Here is a 24420-nt window from a genome sequence, read left to right on the forward strand (position 1 = left end):
CTATGACTTCGACTATTGCCTTTTTTGTTTTAATCTGCGTGCTGGTATTCGTCCACGAATACGGACATTTTTGGGCTGCACGCAAATGTGGTGTAAAAGTAACTCGTTTTTCTATCGGTTTCGGTAAAGTGCTATTTAGAAAAACAGATAAGCACGGCACAGAGTTTGCCTTCTCATTAATTCCACTCGGCGGCTATGTGCAAATGTGGAATGGCGAGCAAGGTGTTGATGCAACACCAGAGCAATCATTAGCCACAAAATCTGTTTTACAACGTGCATTTATTATTTTTGCAGGCCCTGCTGCCAATTTTATTTTTGCGATCCTTGCTTATTGGGCGGTATTTGTTTCGGGTATTCCTACCATTAAACCTGTAATTGGCGAAGTGTTACCTAATACTATTGCAGCACAAGCTCAATTACCTACTGAGTTAGAAATTACTAAAATTGGTAATCAAAACATTCACGATTGGGAAAGTGCTTCCCTTGCATTAGTCGGATCAGTGGGCAATAAAAATGTGCAACTAGAAGGGCGATTAATTGATAGCCAAGCCATCCAACGCTATCAATTAGATCTTTCTAACTGGAATATTGATAGTGCCAAAGAAAACCCATTAACGGTGTTAGGTATTCGCCCTAAGAGCACAAAAGTAATGCCTGAAATTAAAGAAGTGGTAGAAAATTCTCCTGCTGAAAAAGTGGGATTATCTTCGGGTGATAGAATTCTCAAGGTGAATCAACAACCTTTTAATTGGACTACCCTTGTAGAAAATGTTCAAACAGGCAATTTAATTGAGATACAAGTTGAACAAAAAGGGCAAATAAAGACACTAAGTATTCAACCCGAACAGCGAGATAACCGCTATATTATCGGTATTGTGCCAACATACGAAAGGCTTGCAGATAAATATCGAACCGAATTAAAATATGATATTCTTACTGCATTTTATAAAAGTATGGAAAAAGTATGGTCTTTAATTCAAACCATACTGCAATTTATTGGTAATCTGATTACTGGCGATTTATCAATTAAAAATTTGGGTGGTCCTATCTCAATGGCAAAAGGAGCGGGGGCAACGGCTGAAATTGGCTGGATTTATTACTTAAGTTTTATGGCACTAATCAGTGTCAATTTAGGAGTAATGAATCTATTTCCAATTTTGCCATTAGATGGCGGACAACTGATTTTATTAGCAGTCGAAGCTATTCGAGGCAAAACATTATCAGAAAAAGTACAGATGTTATTTCAACAAATCGGCATTATATTTGTGCTGGGATTAATGTTTTTTGCTTTTATAAATGACATTATTCATTTTTAACAAGCGGTTTATTTTTCAAACATTTTTGCAATCATCTTGCAAAAGATTTATAGGATAATTTCAATGAAAAAATTATTACTTTCTTCTCTTTTAATTGCTAATGGTGTAGTTGCTGCACCTTTCGTAGTTAAAGACATTCGTGTTGAAGGCGTACAACCAACAACAGGTGCAGCTATTATTTCGTCTATCCCTGTTAGAGTAGGTCAAACCGCCACAGATAATGATGTATCTAATGTTGTTCTTCACTTATTTAGCCAACAACGTTTTGCCGATGTGCGTGCAAAACGAGAAGGCAATACCCTTGTTATCAAAGTGGCAGAAAAACCAATTATCAGTAAAGTAGAAATTGAGGGCAACCAAGCTATCCCCAAAGAGGCTTTAGAACAAAATTTAAAAGCAAACTTAATCAATGAAGGTGAAATTTTCAACGCAGCAAAATTAGATGCGTTTAAAGAGAGTTTGATTGAACATTACAACGCTACTGGTCGTTATTTGGCAAAAATCAATACGGTTGTAACAAATAATGCGCAAGGCAGTGTTAATGTTAAATTAGTAATTGATGAAGGCGATGTTGCAAAAGCCAAGACAATTAAATTTGAAGGAAATAATGCGTTCTCTGATAAAAAATTATTAGAAAACTTAGATATTCAACCAGACGTTTCTTGGTGGAATATTTTTGAAAGTAGTAAATTTGAGCAAGCGACCTACCAAAAAGATTTAGAAACATTAAGAGATTTCTATTTAAATCGTGGTTATGCAAAATTTGTGATTGAAGGCACCGACGTACAATTTAATAATGATAAAACTGAAGTAAACCTTACTTATAAATTAAATGAAGGTTCACAATATAATATCAGTGAGATGCGTATTGTTGGTAATACAGCCAATATGGACGATAAATTAAATCCGTTATTAAAAGGTTTTAAAGCTGGTCAACGGTTCCGTAAAGCTGATTTAACACAAATCGAAGAAGATATTAAACAAATTTTAGGCGATGCTGGTTATGGTTCTACAAAAGTAGATATTTACCCACAATTTAATGATGCTGATAACAGCGTTAAAATCAGCTTTGTCGTTGATGCAGGTCGTCGAATTTATGTACGTAAAATCCGTTTTGAGGGCAATGATATAACCGCAGACTCCACTCTACGCCGTGAAATGCGTCAGCAAGAAGGTGCTTGGTTATCAACAAATAAAGCCTCACTAGGTAAAGCTCGCTTAGAAAGAACAGGGTTCTATGAAAGTGTTGATATGTCAATGCAAAATGTAGAAAACACCTCAGACCAAGTTGATATTATATATAAAATCAAAGAGCGTAATACGGGTAGTATTAACTTCGGTATCGGTTACGGTACAGAAAATGGTATTAGCTATCAAGCTGGGATTAAGCAAGATAATTTCTTGGGTATGGGTTCAACTATTAGTTTAAATGGTAACCGTAATGACTATGGCACAAGCATTAACTTAGGTTATACCGAACCCTATTTCACAAAAGATGGCGTGAGTTTAGGTGGTAATGCGTTCTATGAAGATTACAATAACTCAAAAAATGATAACGTTACTTCATATAAACGCCAAACTTACGGCATTAATGGCACACTAGGCTTCCCTGTAAATGAAAATAACTCATACTACTTAGGGTTAGGTTATACGCACGATAAAATCAAAAATGCAGCTCGTGAATATACGCGTGAAAAATATGTAAAATCAATGAACTTTGAGTTTAATCCTCGCTCAAGCTACTATGACAAAATCAAAGCAGATGATTTTGATTTCTCACTAGGTTGGAACTATAACAGCTTAAACAGAGGTTATTTCCCAACTGAAGGAACCGCTGCAAGTCTTAGTGGCAAAATTACTATTCCAGGGTCGGATAATAAATACTATCGTGTAAGTGCAGATTTTAGAAACTATTACCCATTAAATCGTGAACACAAATGGATAATTTCAACTAAAGCAAGCCTAGCCTACACTAATGGTTTTAGTGGCAAAGAGGTTCCATTCTATCAACTTTACACCGCAGGGGGTATTGGCACCTTAAGAGGCTTCTCTTATGGGGCAATTGGACCGAAAGCAATTTACTATAATAATCAATCTAACGCATTTGATCATGTGAAAAACGAGATTATTGGTGGTAACGCTTTAGCTGCGACAAGTTTAGAATTAATTACACCAACGCCTTTTGTGAGCGATAAATATCAACATAATGTAAGAACCTCTATATTTGTTGATGCTGCTACTGCCTGGAATACAAAATGGAAACAAACAGAATACTCAACATTACCTAATTATGGTGACTTCAAACGTTTCCGTGCTTCTGCAGGCCTAGCGTTCCAATGGCTCTCTCCGATTGGACCATTATCATTCTCTTATGCAAAACCTATTCGCAAATATGAGCATGATGAAATTGAGCAATTCCAATTTAATATCGGTAGCTCATTCTAATTCAGTGCAAGCGGTCAAAAATGTGATGAAATTTGCAAATTGATCGCTTATTTAAGCGTTTATTTAAAAAGGAAAACCTATGAAAAAATTATTTAAAACAACAAGTTTAACAATTGCTTTAGCAAGTGCAACTGGTATGGCTACTGCCGCTGATACAATCGGTTTTGTTGATCCGACTTACGTTTTACAAAACCACCCTGTATTATTAGATGCCACGGTAAAATTCAATAAATTTATAAAAGAAAGCCAATCAAAATTTGCAGAAGATGATAAAAAATTAGCTGAAGAAAATAAAGAATTAACTGCTGAACGTGACAAAATTAACGCTGATGCTCAAAAGTTACAAAATGAACAAAAAACAGTAGAAGCCTCTATTAAAAAGAAAGTAGCTGCATTAGAAAAAGAAGCACCACGTCTGCGTTCAAAAGATATTCAAGCTCGTCAAAACGCAATTCAAAAAGAAGCAGATGCTTTCCAGAAGAAAGTAGATGCAATTCAAAAGCGTGAAGCAGATTTTGCGAAAAAAGCAGAGGCCTTCCAAAAACGTGCTGATGAATTCCAAAAGAAAATTGAACAAGCGAATAAAGAAAATGGTGGCATTAATCCACAAGAAGCACAAAAACAGGCTATTGATGAAGTAAATGCAACAATTAAAGAAATTGCAAAATCGAAAGGTTATACGCTAGTTCTTCAACCACAAGTTGCACTTTATGCAGAAGATGAAAGTAAAGATATTACTGAAGCAGTACTGGAAGCTATTGTGAAAAAACACCCTGACATCAAAATAGAGAAACCGGCGGAAGCTCAACCTGCTACTGAAAAAGCAGCAGAGGCAAAGGCTGAAGAAACTAAACCAGAAGAAGCGAAAAAATAATGGCAAATTTCCGTTTAATTGAGTTAGCGGAGCATATCGGCGGTACTCTTAGGGGTAACGCCGATTTGGCTATTCAAAGCATTGCCGCTTTAGACAAAGCCAATAGCTCGCAAATTACCTTTATTTCAAATGCAAAATATCGTGAAAATTTAACTGTTTGCAATGCAGGGGCAATTATTGTTAGTCCTGCAGATGTAGAATTTTGCCTTGAAGACCAAAATTTAATTATTGTAGAGAATCCTTATGTTGCCTATGCTAGGCTTGCACAATATATGGATTCCACCCCTAAAGCAGCGTCAAATATTCACCCAAGTGCTGTTATTTCAACTGACGCAAAATTGGGTAAAAATGTCTCTGTTGGGGCAAATGCCGTTATTGAAAGCGGTGTAGAACTAGGCGATGATGCAATCATTGGAGCAGGCTGTTTTGTTGGAAAAAACAGTAAAATCGGGGCCAGAACTCAGCTTTGGGCGAATGTTTCGGTGTATCATAATGTACAAATCGGTTCTGATTGCTTAATTCAATCTTCTGCGGTGATTGGTAGTGATGGTTTCGGCTATGCTAATGATAAAGGGCAATGGATTAAAATTCCGCAAACAGGCGGTGTGATTATTGGTAATCGTGTAGAAATTGGCTCTTGCACTTGTATTGATCGTGGCGCATTAGATCCAACTATTATTGAAGATAATGTGATTATTGATAACCTATGCCAAATCGCCCATAATGTTCATATTGGCTTTGGTACTGCCGTTGCCGGTGGCGTAATTATGGCGGGTAGTTTAAAAGTAGGTCGTTTCTGCCAAATTGGTGGGGCAAGTGTTATTAATGGTCATATGGAAATCTGTGATGGTGCAATTATTACCGGTATGGGAATGGTGATGCGACCTATCACAGAAAAAGGGATTTACTCATCAGGTATTCCTCTACAAACCAATAAAGAATGGCGAAAAACAGCCGCATTGGTAATGAATATTGATGCAATGAATAAGCGTTTAAAATCACTCGAAAAACGTTTTAACGATTAATTTTTTATTTAGAGGTCTTAAAGTGACAGAAATTACAACTGAAAATCGTGAACCTAAAATTATTGAAGTAACCGAAATTATGGATATGTTACCTCATCGCTACCCTTTCCTGTTAGTTGATCGTGTAACCGATTATGAGGAAGGAAAATGGTTAAAAGCAATTAAAAATGTAACCTTCAATGAGCCTTGTTTTACCGGCCACTTCCCTGGCGCACCTATCTTCCCGGGAGTATTAATTCTTGAAGCAATGGCCCAAGCAACAGGTGTTCTTGCAGTTGCAACTTATGGTAAGTTAAGTGATGACGAACTCTACTACTTTGCTGCGATTGATAATGCCCGCTTTAAACGCCCTGTAGTGCCGGGCGATCAACTTCAACTTGAAGTGGAATTTTTAAAAGAAGTTCGTGGTATCACTAAATTTACGGGTAAAGCCTACGTTGATGGAAAATTAGTTTGCGAAGCAGACTTAATGTGTGCCCGTCGTAAATAATTTAACTCGCTTAAAAAGGAGCTAACTATGCGTCTCATTGACTCAACAGCTAAAATCAGCCCGCTTGCTATTATTGAAGATGGCGCACAGATTGGTGCACACGTTGAAATTGGTCCATATTCTGTTATCGGTAAAGACGTCAAAATCGGAGCGAGAACAAAAATCCATTCTCACGTTGTAATTAACGGTGTAACCGAAATTGGCGAGGATAACCAAATTTTCCAATTTGCCAGTATTGGTGAAATTAACCAAGATTTAAAATATCAAGGCGAACCAACCAAAGTAATTATTGGCAATCGCAACCGTATTCGTGAAAGTGTTACTATCCATCGTGGTACAGTGCAAGGTGGTGGCGTAACCAAAATTGGTGATGATAATTTATTTATGATCAATACCCACATCGCACACGACTGCTCTATCGGTAATCGTTGTATTATTGCCAACAACGGTACTCTTGCCGGACACGTTACATTAGATGATTTCGTTATCGTAGGCGGTATGTCGGCTATCCACCAATTCGTTGTGGTTGGTTCACACGTTATGCTAGGCGGTGGTTCAATGGTTAGCCAAGACGTTCCACCTTATGTAATGGCACAAGGTAACCACGCTCGTCCGTTTGGTATCAACCTTGAGGGCTTAAAACGCCGTGGCTTTGATAAAGCAACATTACACGCAATCCGCAAAGTCTATAAACTAATCTACTCAAGCGGCAAAACATTAGAAGAATGTCTTGTTGAAATTGATCAACTTGCAGCAACAGAGCCTGCTATTGCGATTTTCAAACAGTTCTTCAAACGTTCTACACGCGGTATTATTCGCTAATAAAAAATAAACCCCGAAATTCCAATTTCGGGGCTTATTCTTATTCAACTTTAGAACCTTTCAACTGTTTTCTTAACCAAGTACGATTTGGGCTTAAATTATGCCAAATATCCTCACTTATCGGCACAGGCTCATTTGCAATCAAACTTGCCAAAAACTCCCCCAATAATGGAGCGGTGGTTAAACCACGAGAGGCCAAACCATTTACCATATATAAATTTGCAAAAATTTCCGCATTTTCGACCGCTTGTTTTCGCCTTAGTTGATTATACAAATTAGCGTACTGCTCTTTTTGCTTTTCAAAGTGATGAATAACCCCAACCATCGGCACTCTATCTCGAAATGCAGCTCGAATGCCCACTTTCGCTCGGTTTTGGGATAAATCAATTCCATCTGTCCATTTACAAGCGGTCAAATTTTGCTGAAGTTTTGCAATATTCTCTAAATGTTCTGCTTCACTAAAATCAGTTTCCGCATTATCTCGAATATGGCTTGCCCCAATACAATGCGTATCTGCTTTTGAAACAGGTGTTAAATAGCCATCATAACAAACCACACAATTTAGTTTTTGTAACAGCGAGCTTGTTGGAATTTGGCTTACTTGCCCTCGTACAGGATAAAGCGGAATGCCATTCGCTTGGCTAAATTCATTCAACGTATGCCCATTTGCCAGTACAACCGCTTGGTGCTGAAAAGTTTCGCCATTGGTCTTCCATTGCCACATATCATTAGAAAAAGTTAAATTCTCTACTTTATGGCTACGTACAATCTTCAACCCTTTCGACTCAAGCCAAGAAAAACCATTTCTCACTAATTCGACTGGCGAAAGCCAACCACCTTGCGGAATAAATGCTCCCCCCTTTGGCACAGTTAAGCCTAATTTCTCGCTTAACTCCTCAGCAGAACATAATTTAAATAGCATTTCGTCATCGGTCTGCTCAGCCATCTTCACAAGTTTTTTCGCTGTTTTATCGTTATAAGCGTAAAGTGCCACACCATTGAGGTTATGCTCAAATTCAATTTCCGCTTTAAGTTGTGATAATCGCTGCAACGCATAATCAAAACTGTGGATATAAAACCGTACATTTCGCTCATCGTCATCGCTTAATTGCGGATAAATCGCCCCTTGCAAATTGCCAGAAGCATTCATTGCGAGTTTTTCATCTTTACAATAAAGCGTGACTTTTTTACCTTTCTCTAACAGCGATAACGCCACAAATAAGCTCGCCACACCGCCGCCGATAATCGCAATATCGTCTACATTTTCATTTTTGGCATAAAAATAAGGATAATTAGGCGGTTGAATAGTGCTTTCGAGCGGCTTCTCTCCCCATAGCATTTCCCGTTTTTTACCAAAACCTTTGCGTTTTTTTACCTCAAAACCTGCGGCTTGCAAGCCTCTTCTCACATTACTGGAGGCCGTAAAAGTCGCAAAGCTACCGCCATTTGCACTTAAACGAAACATCTGTTGATATAAATGCTCGTTCCACATTTCAGGGTTTTTATCGGGCGAGAAACCATCTAAAAACCACGCATCAACTATTCCATTATAAAGATCGCCTAGCTGGGGCAAATTCTCAGCAATATCACCAAACCATAGATCTAAATAGATATTGTCAAAATGGTAACGCTGACACCCCGTCTGGCGTGGCTGCCAACAAGCGGTCAAATTTTCAGATAATGTTGCAAATTGTAGACAATGTTGATGAACTTCGCTTAACTGGCTTGAAGTGAGCGGGAATTTCTCAAACGAAATAAAATAAAGTCGTTTAAGTTTACTTCGTGGAAATTCTATTTGAAATTGTTGGAATTTATCCGCAACGGCTAAAAAATTTAACCCTGTGCCAAAGCCTGTTTCCGCAATCACAAACGCCTCTTTTGAATGCGATTGCCATTTTTCCCAAAGTTGATTACTTTCTTGGAAAACATAATAGCTTTCGGCTAGCCCATCTTGAGTAGAAAAATAAATATCATCAAATTGTTCAGAAACAGGGGTATTTGCTGAATTAAATGAAAGTGAGGCAAAAGTGAGTTTAGACATCATATCCCTCAAAACAAAACACGGAAAACCAAGCGATTTTCCGTGTCTTAATAGTGAATAAATATTAGAAAATATTGTAGGCCAAAAATACGATCATACCAAGTGCGAAAGCTACTGTTAGCATTGAATATCCAAAAATACCCATAATATAAATCCTCATTGTTAGTTATTGTTAAAATATCGGTTTTATTCTAACACACTTTAATTCGCTGTGTCGCTATGCGTGAATAATTTTCGTAAAACAAGCGGTTAATTTTGCAAAATCTTTTACACCTTTGGCACTTTCAACGCCTGAGTTTAAATCTACCCCTAAGCAGCCTTGAGCCAAAGCGGCTTCAATGTTCTCTACATTAATACCGCCAGCTAACAAGGCTTTCTGCTTCAACGCTTCTAGAATTAACTCCCAATTAAAGGCTTTACCTGTGCCACCTTGCTGATTTGCCACTTTGCTGTCTAATATATAACGAGTAATTTGTGGATTATCGGAAAACTCTAGGCTTTCGGCATCAACATCAATGGATAATGCTTTCCAAATTTGAGTTTGATCGCCCAGTTTTTCAGCCAACTCCTCAATGTATTTATCATCTTCAGAGCCGTGTAATTGCACCGCAAACAGTTCAAGCTGTTTTGCAATTTTTTCGACAAATTCGACCGCTTGATCTTGGAAAACACCAACATAACGAAGCGGTGCATTCACGACCAATTCTTGAGCTTGGCGAAGTGAAAGCTGGCGTGGCGAGCCTTCTGCAAAAATTAAACCACCATACAATGCACCTTGATCATAAACAGCTTTAACATCTTGCACACGGGTTAAACCGCACACTTTATTTTCGCCGAACATAACTGCACGCACCGCATTGTTCAGATCCGAGCTGCCCATTAAACTACTGCCGATTAAAAAGGCGTGAACATAAGGCTTAATGCGTTTGACTTGATTGTGATCGTTAATGCCCGACTCTGAAATTAAACACACATCAGCAGGAATTCTCTCTTGGTATTTTTCCACCAAACGCACTATACGGTTCATATCAATGGTAAGCGTGTGCAAATCACGGTTATTTACGCCAATCACTTTCGCCCCTAAAGCTAATGCACGCTCAAACTCAGATTCAGTGCTGGTTTCAGTCAAAACCCCCATTCCTAGCTCGTGGGCTAAGCTCGAGAGCTCACGATAGGTTTCATCATCAACCACCGATAACATCAGTAAAATCGCATCCGCATTATAAAAACGGGCGAGGTACACTTGATAAGGCGAAATCATAAAATCTTTACACAAAATCGGCTGTGTTGTTTGCTGTTTGACTTGGTCGATATAGCGAAAATCTCCCTGAAAATATTGCTCATCAGTCAAAACGGAAATCACACTTGCATAATTTTTATAGATTGATGCAATGCTATCTAAATCGAACTCTGCTCGAATTAACCCTTTTGATGGCGAGGCTTTTTTGCATTCCAAAATATAAGCAGGCTCTTGGTGCGTACCCTTTGCCAACGAGGCGTAAAAATCCCGATCGCTTTTTACGATTTTGTGCTGAAACTCGCTCAATGGGAAATCTTGCTGTTTTTCTTCCACCCAAATGGCTTTATCTTGTACGATTTTTTGTAAAATGGTTGGCTGATGAGTTGAATCTGTCTTTTGCATATAAATCCCTAGAGCGAAATAAATTTGAGTGGTAAAATCTGCCCTTATTTTTACCTGAAAAAGACCAATTTCACAAGCGAAACTGAAATGAAATCACAAGTTATACAGTATTTATCTAATTTAGAAATCGCCCTTAGAGTTAATCAACTTTGGGAAGCCACCGCACCAAGCCACGAGGCACTAGCTAATGATCAACCATTTTGTGTCGAAACACTTACACCAACACAATGGCTGCAATGGATTTTCATTCCAAGAATGCGAGCTATTTTAGACGCTAATACAAATTTACCTCGCAATTTTGCGATTACACCGTATTTAGAAGAGGCATTGAAAAACGAAGGTTATTTACAAGCGATTTGTGAACCACTATTAGACTTAGAAAAATTGTTGAAAGATTAATTTAACTCTCAGTTCTTTTATTATTCTGACAAATCTCCCCCTCCCCTCTTTGCTAAAGAGGGGGGGATCATTCTGAGAAAATCTTGAGTGTATCTGGTTATTTAAGAGCCCGTTTAGTAAGATGAATTCATTTATTATGGAGATCTAGCTCCCCTCTTTAGAAAAGAGGGGCTGGGGGAGATTTGATAAATTACACTTATACTTAACCGTATTATGACCTTAGATATTTTATACCAAGACGACTTACTTATCGCCATCAACAAACCTGCCGGAATGTTAGTACATCGTTCTTGGTTAGATAAACACGAAACGGTGTTTGCAATGCAAACTTTGAGAGACCAAATCGGGCAACACATTTTCCCGATTCATCGGCTTGACCGCCCCACTTCGGGCGTTTTACTTTTCGCATTAAATAGTGAAACAGCCCGACTGATGTGCGAACAGTTTGAACAACATCAGGTGCAGAAAACCTATTTAGCGGTTGTACGAGGGTATTTGCAGGGAGAAGATCGAATCGATTACCCACTCAAAGTGATTTTAGATAAAATTGCCGATAAATTTTCGCAAGAAAAAGAGGCTCAAGAGGCTATTACCGATTATAAAGGTTTAGCAACGGTTGAAATTCGCTACCCTGTGGGTAAACATTCAACCGCTCGTTATAGCTTAGTTGAATTAAATCCCAAAACAGGAAGAAAGCACCAGCTCCGCCGCCATCTAAAACATCTTTTCCATCCGATTATGGGCGATAGCAAATATGGCGATTTACATCAAAACAGAGCGTTAAATGAAAAATCAGGTGTGAGCCGTTTAATGTTGCACGCCTATAAGTTGCAATTTCAACACCCAAAAAATTTGCAAAAAATTGAGATAATCGCACCGCTTGATGAACAGTGGCAAACACTCTTTACATTTTTTGACTGGAACTTTACCCAATTCCGTTAGACTAACAGGACAATTATATGGATAATTCACTTTTATCACTTACCCACGAACAGCAACAAGCGGCAGTAGAAGAAATTCAAAAATTGATGGCTGAAGGCATAAGTGCTGGAGAGGCCATTCAAATTATTGCCAATCAGTTGCGAGAAAAACATCAAATATCGGAGAAAATAAAAAATGAATAAATTATGGGTTGCATTAACACTAATTATATCCACACAGTATAGTTTTTCCGCAGTAGATAAACCAGCTAAGCAAGCATTACCATCTAAAGATAAACCTATGGTTTCATTACAGGTTGTCGATATCAGCAAGAAAACGCCTAAGCCGATTGCCGGCAATACTCTTTCGATCAGCAAAAAGCAAAACCAACTTTGTTGGCGTAGCTATAACCTTCTGATCCCAAATAAGGTCACCATTGCAGAGGCTTTTTATGCACCGGATGCTATAAATCTGACTTCCGAAAATTCTACAATAGAATCATCAAAAGATAAAAAAGAGCATCTGATTATTACCGAAATTACCAGTAGCAATACCGAAAAATATTTGGGACGCTGCTGGACATTCGATAAGACCGATCCTATCGGTAAATATAAAATGGAAATCCAAATCAACGACCAAGTATTCAAAGGGTTAGAATTTGAAATTGTAAAATAAACGAAAACCAAAGAAATTATTCTGTGGTTTTTTACTATAATATTTTCAATGTTTCTAAATTTAACATTAAATAATCTCGGTTTTTCGCAAGCGTTTTCGCTTCTTCCCAAGTTTCTAACTGCTGATTTGTGCATTGATTAAACCGTGCTAACACCGCTTTATTTTCATTTCCTACACGAATAAAATCAGCCAATTTTTGCTCAAGTTGATAACTATTTTCTTGCTGCATCGTATTTGCAATTTTTTGTTCAAATTTAACCGCTTGTCCAATCAAATAACCACGTTGAGCTTTACTCAAACCACTTAACCACATTCCATCAGTTTTTGGCATTGCTTCCACTAAGCGGAACAAATCAGTTAAATTACCCTGTTTAATTTCAAATTCCAACTCGGAAATTGCCTCTTCGCCATATTGATTTTTGATTAAGCCCTGATCTAACGCCACTTCAATTTCAGACTCTCCTACCTTAAATAACCAGATTTGGCGAGTGAAATCTGTGCTAAAAATCGTTTGTAGGCGATTAGCAATCTGCTCCGCATTTTCAAAAGGCAGATGATATTTTTGGGCTAAGGCGAGAAAATCGGGCTGATTAGTTGATAATGCTAAATTATATTCAGGGCGAATATGCAATCCGCCTACGATCTCGCCTTTAGTTTTAAGCGTGATCTCAAATTGATGATTTTGTGAACGAACCCGTAACCCCATTTGCTTTGAAGCAAAAAACTGCTCTGGCGTATCATAATAACGATTGCCTAGCATTTGAGATTTCTGCTCAAGCAATTCAAATTCTTTCACGCTATTTAGCCAATTTTCAATTGGTGCAATATTATGCGGTTCGAGCATTATTTTCAGCTCAATTTCTGCCTGTTTTTTGTTTTCCATTTCACACTACTCTGCAACGTTGTATAATCAAGCGGTTATTTTATCAATAAATTTTGCAAAATGTTTTCTAAAATTCATCATAAACTCAATAACTTTGTTCAGCGTGGGCTAGATAATCACTTACGCCTTGCCGTTACAGGCTTAAGTCGTAGTGGTAAAACGGCGTTTATCACGAGCCTTGTTGATCAACTTTTACATATCAATAAAGCAGACAATACTCATCTTAATTTATTTGCTCCCGCTCGCAACGGGCAAATTCTGTCTGTTAAACGAGTGGAACAGGGGGATTTAACCATTCCTCGCTTTGAATATGATAAAAACCGCCAATGTTTTGAAGCAACGCCTCCTCGCTGGCCAAATTCCACCACAGGCATTAGCGAAATTCGCCTTGCCATTCGTTACCAACGCCAGCACTCGTTGCTTCGCCATATTAAAGAAACCAGCACGCTGTATCTGGATATTTTTGATTATCCTGGCGAATGGTTGTTGGACTTACCGCTACTTTCTCTTTCCTATAAAGAGTGGTCGCAAACCCAACAAGCGGTGCATAAAGATGAACGTGCAGAACTGGCTCAGTCTTGGCTGCAAGCGGTCAAAGAAATCGATCTTTTTGCAAAAACTGATGAAAACGTATTGGCGGAGTTAAGCCTGCAATACACCGATTATTTGCTTGCCTGTAAAGCACAGGGAATGCAATATATTCAGCCGGGTAGATTTGTATTGTCAACGGAAAATGCGAAAGGTGCACCTGTTTTCCAATTCTTCCCATTATTAGATTTAAACGAAGCCGATTGGGAAAAATTAGAGCAAAGCGATAAAAATAGCGTTTTCCATACCCTCAAAAAACGCTATGAGCATTACCAGAAAAAAATCGTCAAGCCGTTTTATGAAGATTACTTCTCGCAATTTGACCGCCAAGTGATTCTGGCAGACTGCCTCACGCCGTTAAATTATGGCTACAACGAATTTATGGAAATGAAATTAGGGCTACAGCAACTGTTTAAACATTTCCATTATGGTAACCGCTCGCTGTTTAGTCGCCTATTTTCCTCAAATATCGACAAGCTCTTGTTTATTGCGACAAAGGCAGATCATATCACCAGCGATCAAATACCCAATTTAGAAAGTCTAATGCGACAACTTGTGCAAGAAGGTGGTAGACACGCTGAATTTGATGGCATTGAAACAGGCTATTTAGCCATTTCTGCTATTCAAGCAACGGATGCGGTCAAAGTTACCCAAAATGATAAAAGCATCAGAGCCATTCGTGGCATTCGCTCAAGCGATAAAAAACAAGTTACGCTCTACCCCGGCACGGTGCCAAGCCGTTTGCCTGATAAAAACTATTGGCAATTTAACCGTTTTGAGTTCGACCAATTCGAGCCAAAGCAGATTGGCTATGACCAACCAATCCCTCATTTAAGAATGGATTCGGTGTTGCAGTTTTTATTAGCGGATAGGTTTGAGTAAAATTTTCTATTGCATATTTTTATTAACGGTATAAAATTTTATACATTATGAATACCCTTATTTCTAAACGAAAACCTATTCGTTGGGTTGGTTCAACCCTAGATGATATTCGTGAATTTCCCGATAACATTAAAAGGGAGCTTGGCTTTGACCTTGATTTAGTTCAGCAAGGTTTATTACCTCGAGATTTCAAAGCGATGTCAAATTTAGGTTCTGGCGTAATGGAAATTCGTGTAAAAGATACCTCTGGGGCATTTCGCCTAGTTTACTTAGCTAAATTCAAAAATGCGGTTTATTGCTTACACGCTTTTCAAAAGAAAACACAGAAAACTGCCCCAAAAGATATTGCTATTATTAAAGCTCGCTATACAGCAATAAAGGAGTTAGAAAATGAATAATATTGATACCAAAATTCGCCATACAACAGAAGCTGACAGTAATATTTTTGAAGATCTTGGTTTTTCTTCTGATGAAGCCCAAAAATTAAAGTCCGCAAGTCAGCAACTTATTGAAACTAAGCTAATGTTGATGAATGAAATGAGTAATTGGATTGATGAAAATAAGCTGAAACAATCTGAGGCTGCCTCTATTTTAGGTGTTAGTCGCCCTCGTATATCAGATATGGTAAACGGAAAGTTAGAAAAATTCACATTAGATACATTAGTTACTTTTGTTGCTAAAACAGGCAAAACAGTACAATTACAACTATCTTGAATATTGCAAAATTTTACTAAAATTCGACCGCTTGCTGCATTTATCATTCACTAACAAGCTCGTTTCAAGTAAAATTCCGTTTAACTTTATTAATGAATACAAATTATGGCAAAAAAACCAAAAGCTGCATCAAATACGATTGCATTGAATAAACGTGCCCGACACGAATACTTTATTGAAGATGAAATTGAAGCTGGTATTGAGCTACAAGGCTGGGAAGTAAAAGCACTTCGAGCAGGAAAAGGCAATATCAGCGACAGTTATGTTATCTTCCGCAACGGCGAAGCCTTTTTATTTGGGGCGATGATTACCCCGCTGAATATGGCATCGACTCATATTGTGAGCGACCCTACCCGTACTCGCAAACTTTTGCTAAATAAACGTGAATTAGATTCCCTTTTCGGCAAGGTCAATCGTGAAGGTTACACTATTGTTGCAACCTCGATGTATTGGAAAAATGCGTGGGCGAAAGTAAAAATCGGCCTAGCGAAAGGTAAAAAACTGCACGATAAGCGTGAAGATATTAAAGACCGTGAATGGCAAGTCGCGAAACAACGCATTATGAAAAATGCGAATCGTGGGTAAATAAATAATTACCCTACCTCTTTGTGGGAAAGAGGCATTGTAAATTTTCTACGAAAAATAACCGCTTGCTTTCTACCTGAAAAACAAATTTAAACTAAGGAACATAAAATGATCGACCAAAACCTACTCCGTACTAACCTAGAAGAAGTGGCAGAAACACTAAAAATCAAGCGTAATTTCATTTTAGATGTAGAGCGTGTAAAAAGCCTTGAAGAGCAACGTAAAACGCTACAAGTAAAAACAGAAACCTTACAAGCAGAACGTAATGCTCGCTCGAAAAATATCGGGGCAGCAAAAGCTCGTGGCGAAGATATTTCTGCCTTATTAGCAGAAGTAGATTCAATGGGTAGCGAGTTAGACACTGCAAAAGTAGAGTTAGATAAAGTTCAAAGCGAAATCCGTGATTTATTACTTTCTGTGCCAAACTTACCTGCAGACGAAGTGCCATTAGGTAAAGATGACAGCGAAAACTTAGAAGTTTCTCGCTGGGGTGAGCCTCGCCAATTTGATTTTGAAGTGAAAGATCACGTTGCACTCGGCGAAGCCTTAAATGGTTTAGATTTTGCCGCTGGCGTAAAATTAACCGCAAGCCGCTTTGTGGTGATGAAAGGCAAATTGGCTCGCTTGCACCGTGCATTATCACAATTTATGTTAGATCTTCACACCGAACAACACGGCTATGAGGAAACCAACGTGCCGTTTTTAGTGAACCACGATACCCTTTACGGTACAGGTCAATTACCAAAATTTGGTGAAGATTTATTCCACACCCAACCATTGATGGGGCAAGATCCAAACGAAGTACAACGCCCATTTGGTTTAATTCCAACTGCGGAAGTTCCCGTTACTAACTTAGTTCGTGATGAAATCATTGATGAAGACAGCTTACCACTGCGTTATACCGCTCATACGCCGTGTTTCCGTGCAGAAGCAGGTTCTTACGGACGTGATACTCGTGGTTTAATCCGTATGCACCAATTTGAAAAAGTAGAAATGGTACAAATTGTTGCTCCTGAAAAATCAATGGAAGCATTGGAAGAATTAACAGGACACGCAGAAAAAGTATTGCAACTTTTAGGTTTACCGTACCGTAAAATGCTACTCTGCTCTGGCGATATGGGCTTTGGTGCAGCTAAAACTTACGATTTAGAAGTATGGCTACCGGCACAAAATACTTACCGTGAAATTTCATCTTGCTCAAATATGTGGGATTTCCAAGCCCGCCGTATGGCAGCTCGTTGCAAAGCCAAAGGCGACAAGAAAACTCGCTTAGTTCATACTCTAAACGGTTCAGGCTTAGCAGTAGGGCGTACCTTAGTTGCCGTACTTGAAAACTACCAAAATGCAGATGGCTCTATTACTGTACCTGAAGTATTAAGACCTTATATGGGTGGCGTGGAAGTAATTACGGCTTAATCACTTTTGAATTAGATAAAACCAATCTCAGAAAAATGAGATTGGTTTTTTTGTTTTTTTAATAAATCTTATCCCTAATCTCTTTGTCTGGATAAGTCATAAAAATTTCAGCAATTACTCGACGGTTTTGCACCGTATCTAAACGAATAGGATTTTTCATTCTGCCTAAACGGAATGCAATAATTGTTACTTTCTTTGGCTCATCTATTTTATCTAACTGGTAAAACACTATTATTTCTCGTTGATAAACTGCTCGCTTTCTAAAGCGTAAATCCTTACGAAAGGCTATTCCTACTTTTGGATAAAACTGTAAGCCATTGATGATATTCGTTTGAGTATGTTCCGAAAATAAACCATAGAAAATAAATTCTAATAGGTTATTTTTAAAATCAATACTAATCATCTAACTGCTCCCAAGCTGTTGTATCCCCCTTTGATAAACGTTCAGTTATCTGAGCATAAACTTGTTTGGGTACATCTTTCTTTGCTTGGTAATGAGCCGATTGCTCTTCTAATAGATGCTCTTCTATCATTTTAACTTCTTCTGCTGTCCACTCTTCATCTTCTTTATGAACAACAAAATTGGTATCCACAATTACAATAGACATAACTAGCTCCTTTTAATACTGGTTATATATTCGGTATTTTGCCTGTTCTGAATTTAGCTGTCTAGTTTTTCTTCTGCTAACAATTTGCAAATTTTTCACCAAATTCCACCGCTTGCCATTCAAAAAAACACGTTTTTGCGGTATGATTTCAACAATTTTTTCGTTTAAATTTTAAAGGTTAGATTTTATGCAACAGCAGTACAATCCAAGTGAGATTGAACCGAAAGTTCAGCACTATTGGGCAGAAAATAAAGTTTTCAAAGCAGTTAAAGACGTTACTAAAGAGAAATATTATTGCCTTTCAATGTTGCCTTATCCATCAGGTAAATTGCATATGGGGCACGTTCGTAACTATACCATTGGCGATGTGGTTTCACGTTATCAGCGTATGATCGGTAAAAACGTACTTCAACCAATGGGTTGGGACGCTTTCGGCTTACCTGCGGAAGGAGCTGCAGTAAAAAATAATACGGCTCCAGCTAAATGGACGTACGAAAATATCGAATATATGAAAGGTCAGCTTAAAATGCTAGGCTTCTCTTACGACTGGGATCGTGAAGTAACCACTTGCCGCCCTGAATATTATAAATGGGAGCAATGGTTCTTTACTGAGCTTTATAAAAAAGGCTTGGTTTATAAAAAGACCTCAACGGTAAACTGGTGTCCGAACGATGAAACCGTGCTTGCAAACGAGCAAGTTCACGAAGGCTGCTGCTGGCGTTGTGATACCCCTGTTGAGCAGCGTGAAATTCCGCAGTGGTTTATCAAAATTACCGATTATGCGGAAGAGCTATTAACGCAGTTAGATAACCTTCCACAATGGCCAGATCAAGTAAAAACAATGCAACGCAACTGGATTGGTCGTTCTGAAGGTGTGGAAATCACTTTCAAAATTGCAGGTTCTAATGCAACTTTACCAGTTTACACCACTCGCCCAGATACCTTCTTTGGCGTGAGCTATGTAGCCGTTGCAGCTGCTCACCCATTAGCCGAATTAGCGGCAGAAAATAATCCTGCATTAGCGGAATTTATTCGTGAGGCTAAAAACACCAAAGTGGCAGAAGCAGAGCTTGCTACTATGGAGAAAAAAGGGATGGCGACAGGCTTGTTCGCTATCCACCCATTAACAGGTAAAGAAGTGCCAGTTTGGGTCGCTAACTTCGTATTAATGCACTACGGCACAGGTGCAGTAATGGCTGTGCCTGCACACGATGAGCGTGATTTTGAATTTGCGCAAAAATATGATTTGCAAATTAATCAAGTAATTCAACCGCTTGATGGCTCAGAGTGGGATTTCTCGAAAGCGGCTTATACCGAACACGGTAAATTAATCAACTCTGCTGAATTTGATGGCTTAGAATTTGATGCCGCATTTAATGCGATTGCCGATAAATTAGAGGCGATGGGTGTGGGCAAACGCCAAGTGAATTTCCGCCTGCGTGACTGGGGTGTTTCTCGCCAACGTTATTGGGGTGCACCAATTCCGATGATGACAACCGAAGAAGGCGAAGTAGTAACTGTTCCACTGCAAGATTTACCGGTGATTCTGCCTGAAGATGTAGTAATGAATGGCGTGCAAAGCCCAATCAAAGCCGATCCACAGTGGGCAAAAACCACTTACAACGGAAAACCGGCATTGCGTGAAACCGATACCTTCGATACCTTTATGGAATCTTCTTGGTATTATGCACGCTACACTTGCCCACAATATCACGAAGGAATGTTAGATTCAGACGAAGCAAACTACTGGCTTCCGGTCGATCAATATATCGGTGGTATTGAACACGCCACAATGCACTTGCTCTACTTCCGTTTCTTCCACAAATTATTGCGTGATGCGGGTATTTTAAATTCGGACGAACCGGCAACCAAACTGTTATGTCAAGGTATGGTGCTTGCCGATGCGTTCTACTACACCAGCCCAACGAACGAGCGTATTTGGGTAAGCCCAACGCAAGTTATCCTTGAGCGTGATGAGAAAGGTCGTATTATTAAAGCAACCGATCCTGAAGGCCGTGAACTCGTTCATAGCGGTATGACGAAAATGTCGAAATCGAAAAACAATGGTATCGACCCACAAGAAATGGTGGAAAAATACGGTGCGGATACGGTTCGTTTGTTTATGATGTTTGCTTCCCCTGCAGAAATGACCCTTGAATGGCAAGAATCCGGCGTGGAAGGGGCTAAACGCTTCTTAGGTCGTGTGTGGAATTTAGTGTATGAATATGCAAAATCGCCAGCAACTGCTGCTTTAGATGTATCAGCATTAAACAAAGCACAAAAAGAGCTACGCCGTGATGTTCATAAAACCATTGCGAAAGTAAGTGATGATATTGGTCGCCGCCAAACATTCAATACGGCTATTGCTGCTGTAATGGAGTTAATGAATAAGCTCACTAAAGCACCACTTGAAAGCGAGCAAGATAAAGCGGTAATGGCTGAAGCGTTAAGTGCCGTTGTGCGTATGCTTTACCCAATCACACCACATATCTGTTTTGAATTATGGCAAGCATTAGGCAATGAGCAAACCATCGACTTCGCGCCTTGGGTACAAGCAGATAAAGCTGCAATGGTGGAAGATGAAAAACTCGTTGTTGTTCAAGTAAACGGCAAAGTGCGTGGTAAAATCACTGTGTCTGCAACCGCAACAGAAGATGAAGTCAAAGCCATTGCCAAAGCAGATGCGAATGTAGCCAAATTCTTAGATGGACAAGAAATCATCAAAGAAATCTACATTCCGTTTAAAATGTTGAGCTTTGTGATCAAGGCTTAATGCTATAAATTGTAGGGACGCACTGCGTGCGTCCGTTACTTTTGAAATTTCGGACGCACGCAGTACGTCCCTACAAGGAAATCTAGTTATGATTAAAAAACTCTCCCTCGTTGCTGTTTTTGCTCTTTCCGCCTGTGGTTGGCATTTCAAAAACAACGAAGTATTACCTGAATCGCTCAGAACATTAACCTTTGAAAGTGCAGATCAACACAGTGAAATGTCTCACATTTTACTCAATGAGCTACAATTAAACGATGTGAAATTAGTACCAAGTTCTGCCAATGTATCAAAACTTCGTTTAGTGTCTACCTCAACGGATAGCAAAGTGGTATCGGTATTCAAACAAGCTCGTGAAGCAGAAAAAATCTTAACGCTAAACGTGGATGCCATTGCCGATATTCCAAACAAAGGGCAATTTCCGCTAGAAGTATTTGTTCACCGTACATTCTTTGATGATTCTCGTGCAGCTTTGGCAAAGTCTGCTGAAAAAGAGATGATTATGAAAGATATGTATGAACAAGCCTCTCGCCAATTAATTATCAAAATGGCGAGCTTAAAAAAAGAACTCTCAAAATAATCATTATAGGGGCGAAATATGTTTCGCCCATTTTTCAGTATGCAAAGAATCTTTCCTGAAACACTTCAACTCTCTTTAAGTAAAGGATTACAGCCCTTTTATCTATTAACAGGGAACGATTTACTCTTGGTCAATGAATCCAAAGATTTGATTGTTCAATCTGCCCGTTCAAATGGTTTTGATGAAAAGAAAGAAATAGAAGTTAAAAACGACACCAACTGGGAAGCCCTTTTTGAAGCAACGCAAGAAATGGGATTATTTTTTACCCGCCAGATTATTATTCTCAATTTCCCAGAATCTCCAACGGCTGCACAGTTTAAAAAGCTCGCTGAACTCTGTGCCTTAATTCATTCTGATCTACTCTTTATTTTGCATTTACCTAAATTTTCCAAGGCAATGGAAAAACAGGCTTGGTTTAGCCAAATTGAGTCGCAATTAGTGCAAATTAATTGCCAAACGCCCGAAATTAGTAAGCTTCCGCAATGGTTAAGCAATCGAGCTAAAGAGATGAATTTACAGATTGAGCCAGAGGCAACCCAGCTACTCTGCTATAGCTATGAGGGAAACTTACTGGCATTAAAGCAAGCCCTACAGCTCCTACAACTTCAATGTAATGATGGTAAGATTACCCTTAATAAAGTAAAAGAAGTGGTGGAACATTCCGCTCAATTTACCCCATTCCAATGGATTGATGCCCTTTTTGAAGGGAAAATCGGACGAGCTCAACGCATTTTACATCATCTACAAAATGAAGAAGTGCAAGCAGTAGTTTTATTGCGTATTGTGCAAAAAGAGCTAATGATTTTGCTTGAAATAACCCGCTCTCCAACGTCAATCTCAAGTGAGCAGGCTCTCTTTAATGGTAATTTACGAGCAGAATTTGACCGCTTGAAGATCTGGCAAAACCGCAGACCATTCTACAGCCAAGTAGTACAACGTTTAACCTACAAAAAACTTTACGCCCTAATTCAACAACTTGCCGAATTAGAGCGTAAAGTAAAACAAGAATTTAGCGATGATATTTGGCTAGAACTTGAGTGTTTCTCTGCTCAATTTGCCTGATTAATACTTCTCTAAATCTTCACTAAAAAGATCCGCCTCTTCACTGGCGATAGCGTGCTTTTCTGAAGCCCAATCACCTAAATCAATAATTTGGCAACGCTCGCTACAAAACGGGCGGTATTTGCTCTCTTTGCTCCACACCACTTCTTTTTCACAAGTTGGGCAATTTACGATGGTTTCTGACATTCTTTTTCCTTATTTGCTAATGCTAAATATTTATGATGTAAGGCTTGAACCTGTTCTTTAATTAACTGCAAACCTTGTTCAATCGGCAAGTTATTTTCAATTACATCATCAGCATAACTTAATCTTTCTTCACGGCTTACTTGGGCTGCTATGATATTTTTAATGGTTTCTTCTTTGCCTTTATCTCGCCTTGTAGCTCGTTCTAGCTGAATTTCGGGGCTAATATCAATCACTAGCACTCTATCACAAAACTCAGTTAATTTATTTTCAATCAGTAGTGGCACAACCCAGATCACATAACAAGCGGTCGATTCTTGCAATTTTTTTACCATTTCTTCTCGAATGGCTGGGTGAAGTAAATTATTCAGCCAATTTTTTTCCGATTCGTTATTAAACACAATTTGACGTAGCTTCGCTCTATCTAGCTCTTTTTCTGCGTTAAGAATATCATCGCCAAAATGCTCCGCTATTTTATCGAACAGCGGCGTTCCTTTTTCAACTACTTGACGAGCGACAATATCCGCATCAATAATGTCTACACCAAGTTCCGCGAAAAGATCTGAAACCGTTGTTTTCCCACTGCCAATTCCGCCTGTTAAGCCGACAACGCAAGTCATAAAAATCCTCAATGTACGATATAGAATACGCCCAATTTTTCGGCTAATTCTTTTTCTGATTGAATACTTTCCAAATCTATCTCAGCGATTAATTCTTCGGACATTTTATCAATTTTATCTTGTCGACCTTTTGGTAAGTGTAAAAGAAATTCATCTAGAGTTATTAGCTGCTGCATATTTTCTTCCTCATAATAAAACGCTATCAATTCTATTAATTAATCCCCTAGCTTTCAAGCATAACAACAATAGTCATCGCCAAACTAATAAACGGAATAAATGCCAATTTTTCTAATTTCTGCTTTTTTATCCACCAGTAAACGAAGTAATAAAAAATCCCTAACAAACAAGCAATTAATATCAGCAGTAGCATTTTTTCTATATCGAATAAGGGAGATAAAGCCACTAATAGCAGCATATCACCAGAGCCAAATGTTTCTCTTTTAAATATGAGAACGGAAAAGAGAGCAATAAATAAACAAAATAGTATGGTAAACAGTAAAGTTTCGTTGTGGAAAGAATGCAAACTTTCCCATAAAACCAGCAGGAAAATAATCCCGATATATCGAGTGTCTGTTAGGTAATAGCAAATATCTAATATGGAAAGAAAACAAAGTAGAATAAAAATTCCGCCAAGCATTGGACTTTCAGAACAATACATAATGAGTGGAAAAAGCAGAAAAAAGAGGTTCGCCCATTTTGTTTGCTTGGGTTTTAATGCCGATTGAGCAATAAACTGCCGTTCACTTAACCCAAGCCGATTAATTGAGTTTACCTCTTGATAAATTTGCTGGTTTATCCGTGTCGCAAATTTCGGAATTTCTGCTTTAAACCAAAATGCCGACAAAAGGGAAAGGGAGACGGAAAGTAACAGCAACATAA

Annotated in this window: 27 protein-coding genes; 18 read left to right on the forward strand and 9 right to left on the reverse strand. The window is 38.6% G+C overall.

The features are described 5' to 3' along the window. Window positions 1-2 precede the first annotated feature (2 nt). From rseP to lpxA, 6 genes are all read left to right on the forward strand, one after another. A complete protein-coding gene (rseP, locus tag ACERCF_RS03185) occupies window positions 3-1316 on the forward strand; it encodes an RIP metalloprotease RseP (protein ID WP_373610763.1) in 1314 nt (437 codons plus the stop codon). 63 nt (window positions 1317-1379) lie between these two features. Beyond that, a complete protein-coding gene (bamA, locus tag ACERCF_RS03190) occupies window positions 1380-3761 on the forward strand; it encodes an outer membrane protein assembly factor BamA (protein ID WP_373624594.1) in 2382 nt (793 codons plus the stop codon). Between the two features lie 79 nt (window positions 3762-3840). Continuing rightward, a complete protein-coding gene (locus ACERCF_RS03195) occupies window positions 3841-4635 on the forward strand; it encodes an OmpH/Skp family outer membrane protein (protein ID WP_373624595.1) in 795 nt (264 codons plus the stop codon). Continuing rightward, window positions 4635-5660, forward strand: coding sequence for a UDP-3-O-(3-hydroxymyristoyl)glucosamine N-acyltransferase (gene lpxD / locus ACERCF_RS03200; RefSeq protein WP_373610766.1), 1026 nt, complete (start codon window positions 4635-4637; stop codon window positions 5658-5660). The genes ACERCF_RS03195 and lpxD overlap by 1 nt, the downstream gene beginning before the upstream one ends. A gap of 31 nt (window positions 5661-5691) precedes the next feature. Continuing rightward, complete coding sequence (gene fabZ / locus ACERCF_RS03205; RefSeq protein ID WP_373610883.1) at window positions 5692-6150, forward strand: 3-hydroxyacyl-ACP dehydratase FabZ; 459 nt, start codon at window positions 5692-5694, stop codon at window positions 6148-6150. 27 nt (window positions 6151-6177) lie between these two features. Continuing rightward, window positions 6178-6972: an acyl-ACP--UDP-N-acetylglucosamine O-acyltransferase gene (gene lpxA, locus ACERCF_RS03210; protein WP_373624596.1), complete on the forward strand. Its 795-nt coding sequence runs from the start codon at window positions 6178-6180 to the stop codon at window positions 6970-6972. Between the two features lie 40 nt (window positions 6973-7012). On the opposite strand, the gene mnmC is transcribed toward lpxA, so the two are convergent. Together mnmC and trpCF are read right to left on the reverse strand one after the other, a co-directional pair. After that, window positions 7013-9013, reverse strand: coding sequence for a bifunctional tRNA (5-methylaminomethyl-2-thiouridine)(34)-methyltransferase MnmC2/FAD-dependent 5-carboxymethylaminomethyl-2-thiouridine(34) oxidoreductase MnmC1 (gene mnmC, locus ACERCF_RS03215; RefSeq protein ID WP_373624597.1), 2001 nt, complete (start codon window positions 9011-9013; stop codon window positions 7013-7015). A 217-nt stretch (window positions 9014-9230) separates the two neighbouring features. Continuing rightward, complete coding sequence (gene trpCF / locus ACERCF_RS03220; protein WP_373624598.1) at window positions 9231-10655, reverse strand: bifunctional indole-3-glycerol-phosphate synthase TrpC/phosphoribosylanthranilate isomerase TrpF; 1425 nt, start codon at window positions 10653-10655, stop codon at window positions 9231-9233. 87 nt (window positions 10656-10742) lie between these two features. Between trpCF and ACERCF_RS03225 the strand changes: the two genes are divergently transcribed. The 4 genes from ACERCF_RS03225 (at window position 10743) to ACERCF_RS03240 (ending at window position 12650) form a co-directional block, all read left to right on the forward strand. Then, on the forward strand, window positions 10743-11054 hold the full coding sequence (locus tag ACERCF_RS03225) for a YqcC family protein (protein ID WP_373624599.1): 312 nt from the start codon (window positions 10743-10745) through the stop codon (window positions 11052-11054). 213 nt (window positions 11055-11267) lie between these two features. Beyond that, window positions 11268-11996 carry a tRNA pseudouridine(65) synthase TruC gene (gene truC, locus ACERCF_RS03230; protein WP_373624600.1) on the forward strand — a complete coding sequence of 243 codons (729 nt, stop codon included), beginning with the start codon at window positions 11268-11270 and terminating at the stop codon, window positions 11994-11996. 17 nt (window positions 11997-12013) lie between these two features. Then, the gene (locus ACERCF_RS03235; protein ID WP_373610772.1) at window positions 12014-12178 is read left to right on the forward strand and encodes a YoaH family protein; all 165 of its coding nucleotides are present in this window, start codon (window positions 12014-12016) and stop codon (window positions 12176-12178) included. After that, on the forward strand, window positions 12171-12650 hold the full coding sequence (locus ACERCF_RS03240; protein WP_373610773.1) for a hypothetical protein: 480 nt from the start codon (window positions 12171-12173) through the stop codon (window positions 12648-12650). The genes ACERCF_RS03235 and ACERCF_RS03240 overlap by 8 nt, the downstream gene beginning before the upstream one ends. A 34-nt stretch (window positions 12651-12684) precedes the next feature. Here the strand turns inward: ACERCF_RS03240 and ACERCF_RS03245 are convergent, their stop codons facing one another. Further along, the gene (locus tag ACERCF_RS03245; protein WP_373610774.1) at window positions 12685-13533 is read right to left on the reverse strand and encodes a CYTH domain-containing protein; all 849 of its coding nucleotides are present in this window, start codon (window positions 13531-13533) and stop codon (window positions 12685-12687) included. A gap of 60 nt (window positions 13534-13593) precedes the next feature. Here ACERCF_RS03245 and ACERCF_RS03250 point away from each other — a divergent pair, with 60 nt between their 5' ends. From ACERCF_RS03250 to serS, 5 genes are all read left to right on the forward strand, one after another. Next, window positions 13594-15003 carry a YcjX family GTP-binding protein gene (locus ACERCF_RS03250; protein ID WP_373624601.1) on the forward strand — a complete coding sequence of 470 codons (1410 nt, stop codon included), beginning with the start codon at window positions 13594-13596 and terminating at the stop codon, window positions 15001-15003. Between the two features lie 47 nt (window positions 15004-15050). After that, on the forward strand, window positions 15051-15401 hold the full coding sequence (locus tag ACERCF_RS03255; protein WP_373610776.1) for a type II toxin-antitoxin system RelE/ParE family toxin: 351 nt from the start codon (window positions 15051-15053) through the stop codon (window positions 15399-15401). After that, complete coding sequence (locus ACERCF_RS03260; protein ID WP_373624602.1) at window positions 15394-15717, forward strand: helix-turn-helix domain-containing protein; 324 nt, start codon at window positions 15394-15396, stop codon at window positions 15715-15717. Before ACERCF_RS03255 ends, ACERCF_RS03260 begins: the two co-directional genes overlap by 8 nt. A gap of 105 nt (window positions 15718-15822) precedes the next feature. Continuing rightward, window positions 15823-16302, forward strand: coding sequence for an SsrA-binding protein SmpB (gene smpB / locus ACERCF_RS03265; protein ID WP_188156468.1), 480 nt, complete (start codon window positions 15823-15825; stop codon window positions 16300-16302). A 108-nt stretch (window positions 16303-16410) separates the two neighbouring features. Beyond that, complete coding sequence (gene serS, locus ACERCF_RS03270; RefSeq protein WP_373624603.1) at window positions 16411-17718, forward strand: serine--tRNA ligase; 1308 nt, start codon at window positions 16411-16413, stop codon at window positions 17716-17718. A 58-nt stretch (window positions 17719-17776) separates the two neighbouring features. Here the strand turns inward: serS and ACERCF_RS03275 are convergent, their stop codons facing one another. Both ACERCF_RS03275 and ACERCF_RS03280 read right to left on the reverse strand, forming a co-directional pair. After that, a complete protein-coding gene (locus ACERCF_RS03275) occupies window positions 17777-18121 on the reverse strand; it encodes a hypothetical protein (protein ID WP_373624604.1) in 345 nt (114 codons plus the stop codon). Then, a complete protein-coding gene (locus ACERCF_RS03280; RefSeq protein WP_373624605.1) occupies window positions 18114-18326 on the reverse strand; it encodes a hypothetical protein in 213 nt (70 codons plus the stop codon). Before ACERCF_RS03280 ends, ACERCF_RS03275 begins: the two co-directional genes overlap by 8 nt. A gap of 187 nt (window positions 18327-18513) precedes the next feature. Between ACERCF_RS03280 and leuS the strand changes: the two genes are divergently transcribed. From leuS to holA, 3 genes are all read left to right on the forward strand, one after another. Then, window positions 18514-21099 carry a leucine--tRNA ligase gene (gene leuS / locus ACERCF_RS03285; RefSeq protein ID WP_373624606.1) on the forward strand — a complete coding sequence of 862 codons (2586 nt, stop codon included), beginning with the start codon at window positions 18514-18516 and terminating at the stop codon, window positions 21097-21099. 88 nt (window positions 21100-21187) lie between these two features. Beyond that, window positions 21188-21676, forward strand: a complete 489-nt coding sequence (locus ACERCF_RS03290) for an LPS-assembly lipoprotein LptE (protein ID WP_373624607.1) — start codon at window positions 21188-21190, stop codon at window positions 21674-21676. Between the two features lie 39 nt (window positions 21677-21715). Next, complete coding sequence (gene holA / locus ACERCF_RS03295) at window positions 21716-22738, forward strand: DNA polymerase III subunit delta (RefSeq protein ID WP_373624661.1); 1023 nt, start codon at window positions 21716-21718, stop codon at window positions 22736-22738. Here the strand turns inward: holA and yacG are convergent, their stop codons facing one another. The 4 genes from yacG to ACERCF_RS03315 are packed head-to-tail and all read right to left on the reverse strand — an operon-like array spanning window position 22739 to window position 24418. Further along, entirely contained in the window at window positions 22739-22924 is a 186-nt protein-coding gene (yacG, locus tag ACERCF_RS03300; RefSeq protein ID WP_176671236.1) for a DNA gyrase inhibitor YacG, read from the reverse strand. It abuts the gene before it with no gap. Continuing rightward, the gene (gene coaE / locus ACERCF_RS03305; protein ID WP_373624608.1) at window positions 22906-23541 is read right to left on the reverse strand and encodes a dephospho-CoA kinase; all 636 of its coding nucleotides are present in this window, start codon (window positions 23539-23541) and stop codon (window positions 22906-22908) included. Before coaE ends, yacG begins: the two co-directional genes overlap by 19 nt. An 8-nt stretch (window positions 23542-23549) precedes the next feature. Next, window positions 23550-23717: a hypothetical protein gene (locus tag ACERCF_RS03310; RefSeq protein WP_373624609.1), complete on the reverse strand. Its 168-nt coding sequence runs from the start codon at window positions 23715-23717 to the stop codon at window positions 23550-23552. 47 nt (window positions 23718-23764) lie between these two features. Then, window positions 23765-24418, reverse strand: coding sequence for a prepilin peptidase (locus tag ACERCF_RS03315; protein ID WP_373624610.1), 654 nt, complete (start codon window positions 24416-24418; stop codon window positions 23765-23767). Window positions 24419-24420: the final 2 nt, after the last annotated feature.

The organism is Mannheimia kashgarensis (assembly GCF_041807705.1).
Classification (GTDB): Bacteria; Pseudomonadota; Gammaproteobacteria; order Enterobacterales; family Pasteurellaceae; genus Mannheimia.

What these genes read in the sequence shown, in the direction of transcription:
- rseP (WP_373610763.1), top strand. Translation starts at nt 3, where the DNA reads ATGACTTCGACTATTGCCTTTTTTGTTTTAATCTGCGTGCTGGTATTC.
- bamA (WP_373624594.1), top strand. Translation starts at nt 1,380, where the DNA reads ATGAAAAAATTATTACTTTCTTCTCTTTTAATTGCTAATGGTGTAGTT.
- ACERCF_RS03195 (WP_373624595.1), top strand. Translation starts at nt 3,841, where the DNA reads ATGAAAAAATTATTTAAAACAACAAGTTTAACAATTGCTTTAGCAAGT.
- lpxD (WP_373610766.1), top strand. Translation starts at nt 4,635, where the DNA reads ATGGCAAATTTCCGTTTAATTGAGTTAGCGGAGCATATCGGCGGTACT.
- lpxA (WP_373624596.1), top strand. Translation starts at nt 6,178, where the DNA reads ATGCGTCTCATTGACTCAACAGCTAAAATCAGCCCGCTTGCTATTATT.
- mnmC (WP_373624597.1), bottom strand. Translation starts at nt 9,013, where the DNA reads ATGTCTAAACTCACTTTTGCCTCACTTTCATTTAATTCAGCAAATACC.
- trpCF (WP_373624598.1), bottom strand. Translation starts at nt 10,655, where the DNA reads ATGCAAAAGACAGATTCAACTCATCAGCCAACCATTTTACAAAAAATC.
- ACERCF_RS03225 (WP_373624599.1), top strand. Translation starts at nt 10,743, where the DNA reads ATGAAATCACAAGTTATACAGTATTTATCTAATTTAGAAATCGCCCTT.
- truC (WP_373624600.1), top strand. Translation starts at nt 11,268, where the DNA reads ATGACCTTAGATATTTTATACCAAGACGACTTACTTATCGCCATCAAC.
- ACERCF_RS03235 (WP_373610772.1), top strand. Translation starts at nt 12,014, where the DNA reads ATGGATAATTCACTTTTATCACTTACCCACGAACAGCAACAAGCGGCA.
- ACERCF_RS03240 (WP_373610773.1), top strand. Translation starts at nt 12,171, where the DNA reads ATGAATAAATTATGGGTTGCATTAACACTAATTATATCCACACAGTAT.
- ACERCF_RS03245 (WP_373610774.1), bottom strand. Translation starts at nt 13,533, where the DNA reads ATGGAAAACAAAAAACAGGCAGAAATTGAGCTGAAAATAATGCTCGAA.
- ACERCF_RS03250 (WP_373624601.1), top strand. Translation starts at nt 13,594, where the DNA reads ATGTTTTCTAAAATTCATCATAAACTCAATAACTTTGTTCAGCGTGGG.
- ACERCF_RS03255 (WP_373610776.1), top strand. Translation starts at nt 15,051, where the DNA reads ATGAATACCCTTATTTCTAAACGAAAACCTATTCGTTGGGTTGGTTCA.
- ACERCF_RS03260 (WP_373624602.1), top strand. Translation starts at nt 15,394, where the DNA reads ATGAATAATATTGATACCAAAATTCGCCATACAACAGAAGCTGACAGT.
- smpB (WP_188156468.1), top strand. Translation starts at nt 15,823, where the DNA reads ATGGCAAAAAAACCAAAAGCTGCATCAAATACGATTGCATTGAATAAA.
- serS (WP_373624603.1), top strand. Translation starts at nt 16,411, where the DNA reads ATGATCGACCAAAACCTACTCCGTACTAACCTAGAAGAAGTGGCAGAA.
- ACERCF_RS03275 (WP_373624604.1), bottom strand. Translation starts at nt 18,121, where the DNA reads ATGATTAGTATTGATTTTAAAAATAACCTATTAGAATTTATTTTCTAT.
- ACERCF_RS03280 (WP_373624605.1), bottom strand. Translation starts at nt 18,326, where the DNA reads ATGTCTATTGTAATTGTGGATACCAATTTTGTTGTTCATAAAGAAGAT.
- leuS (WP_373624606.1), top strand. Translation starts at nt 18,514, where the DNA reads ATGCAACAGCAGTACAATCCAAGTGAGATTGAACCGAAAGTTCAGCAC.
- ACERCF_RS03290 (WP_373624607.1), top strand. Translation starts at nt 21,188, where the DNA reads ATGATTAAAAAACTCTCCCTCGTTGCTGTTTTTGCTCTTTCCGCCTGT.
- holA (WP_373624661.1), top strand. Translation starts at nt 21,716, where the DNA reads ATGCAAAGAATCTTTCCTGAAACACTTCAACTCTCTTTAAGTAAAGGA.
- yacG (WP_176671236.1), bottom strand. Translation starts at nt 22,924, where the DNA reads ATGTCAGAAACCATCGTAAATTGCCCAACTTGTGAAAAAGAAGTGGTG.
- coaE (WP_373624608.1), bottom strand. Translation starts at nt 23,541, where the DNA reads ATGACTTGCGTTGTCGGCTTAACAGGCGGAATTGGCAGTGGGAAAACA.
- ACERCF_RS03310 (WP_373624609.1), bottom strand. Translation starts at nt 23,717, where the DNA reads ATGCAGCAGCTAATAACTCTAGATGAATTTCTTTTACACTTACCAAAA.
- ACERCF_RS03315 (WP_373624610.1), bottom strand. Translation starts at nt 24,418, where the DNA reads ATGTTGCTGTTACTTTCCGTCTCCCTTTCCCTTTTGTCGGCATTTTGG.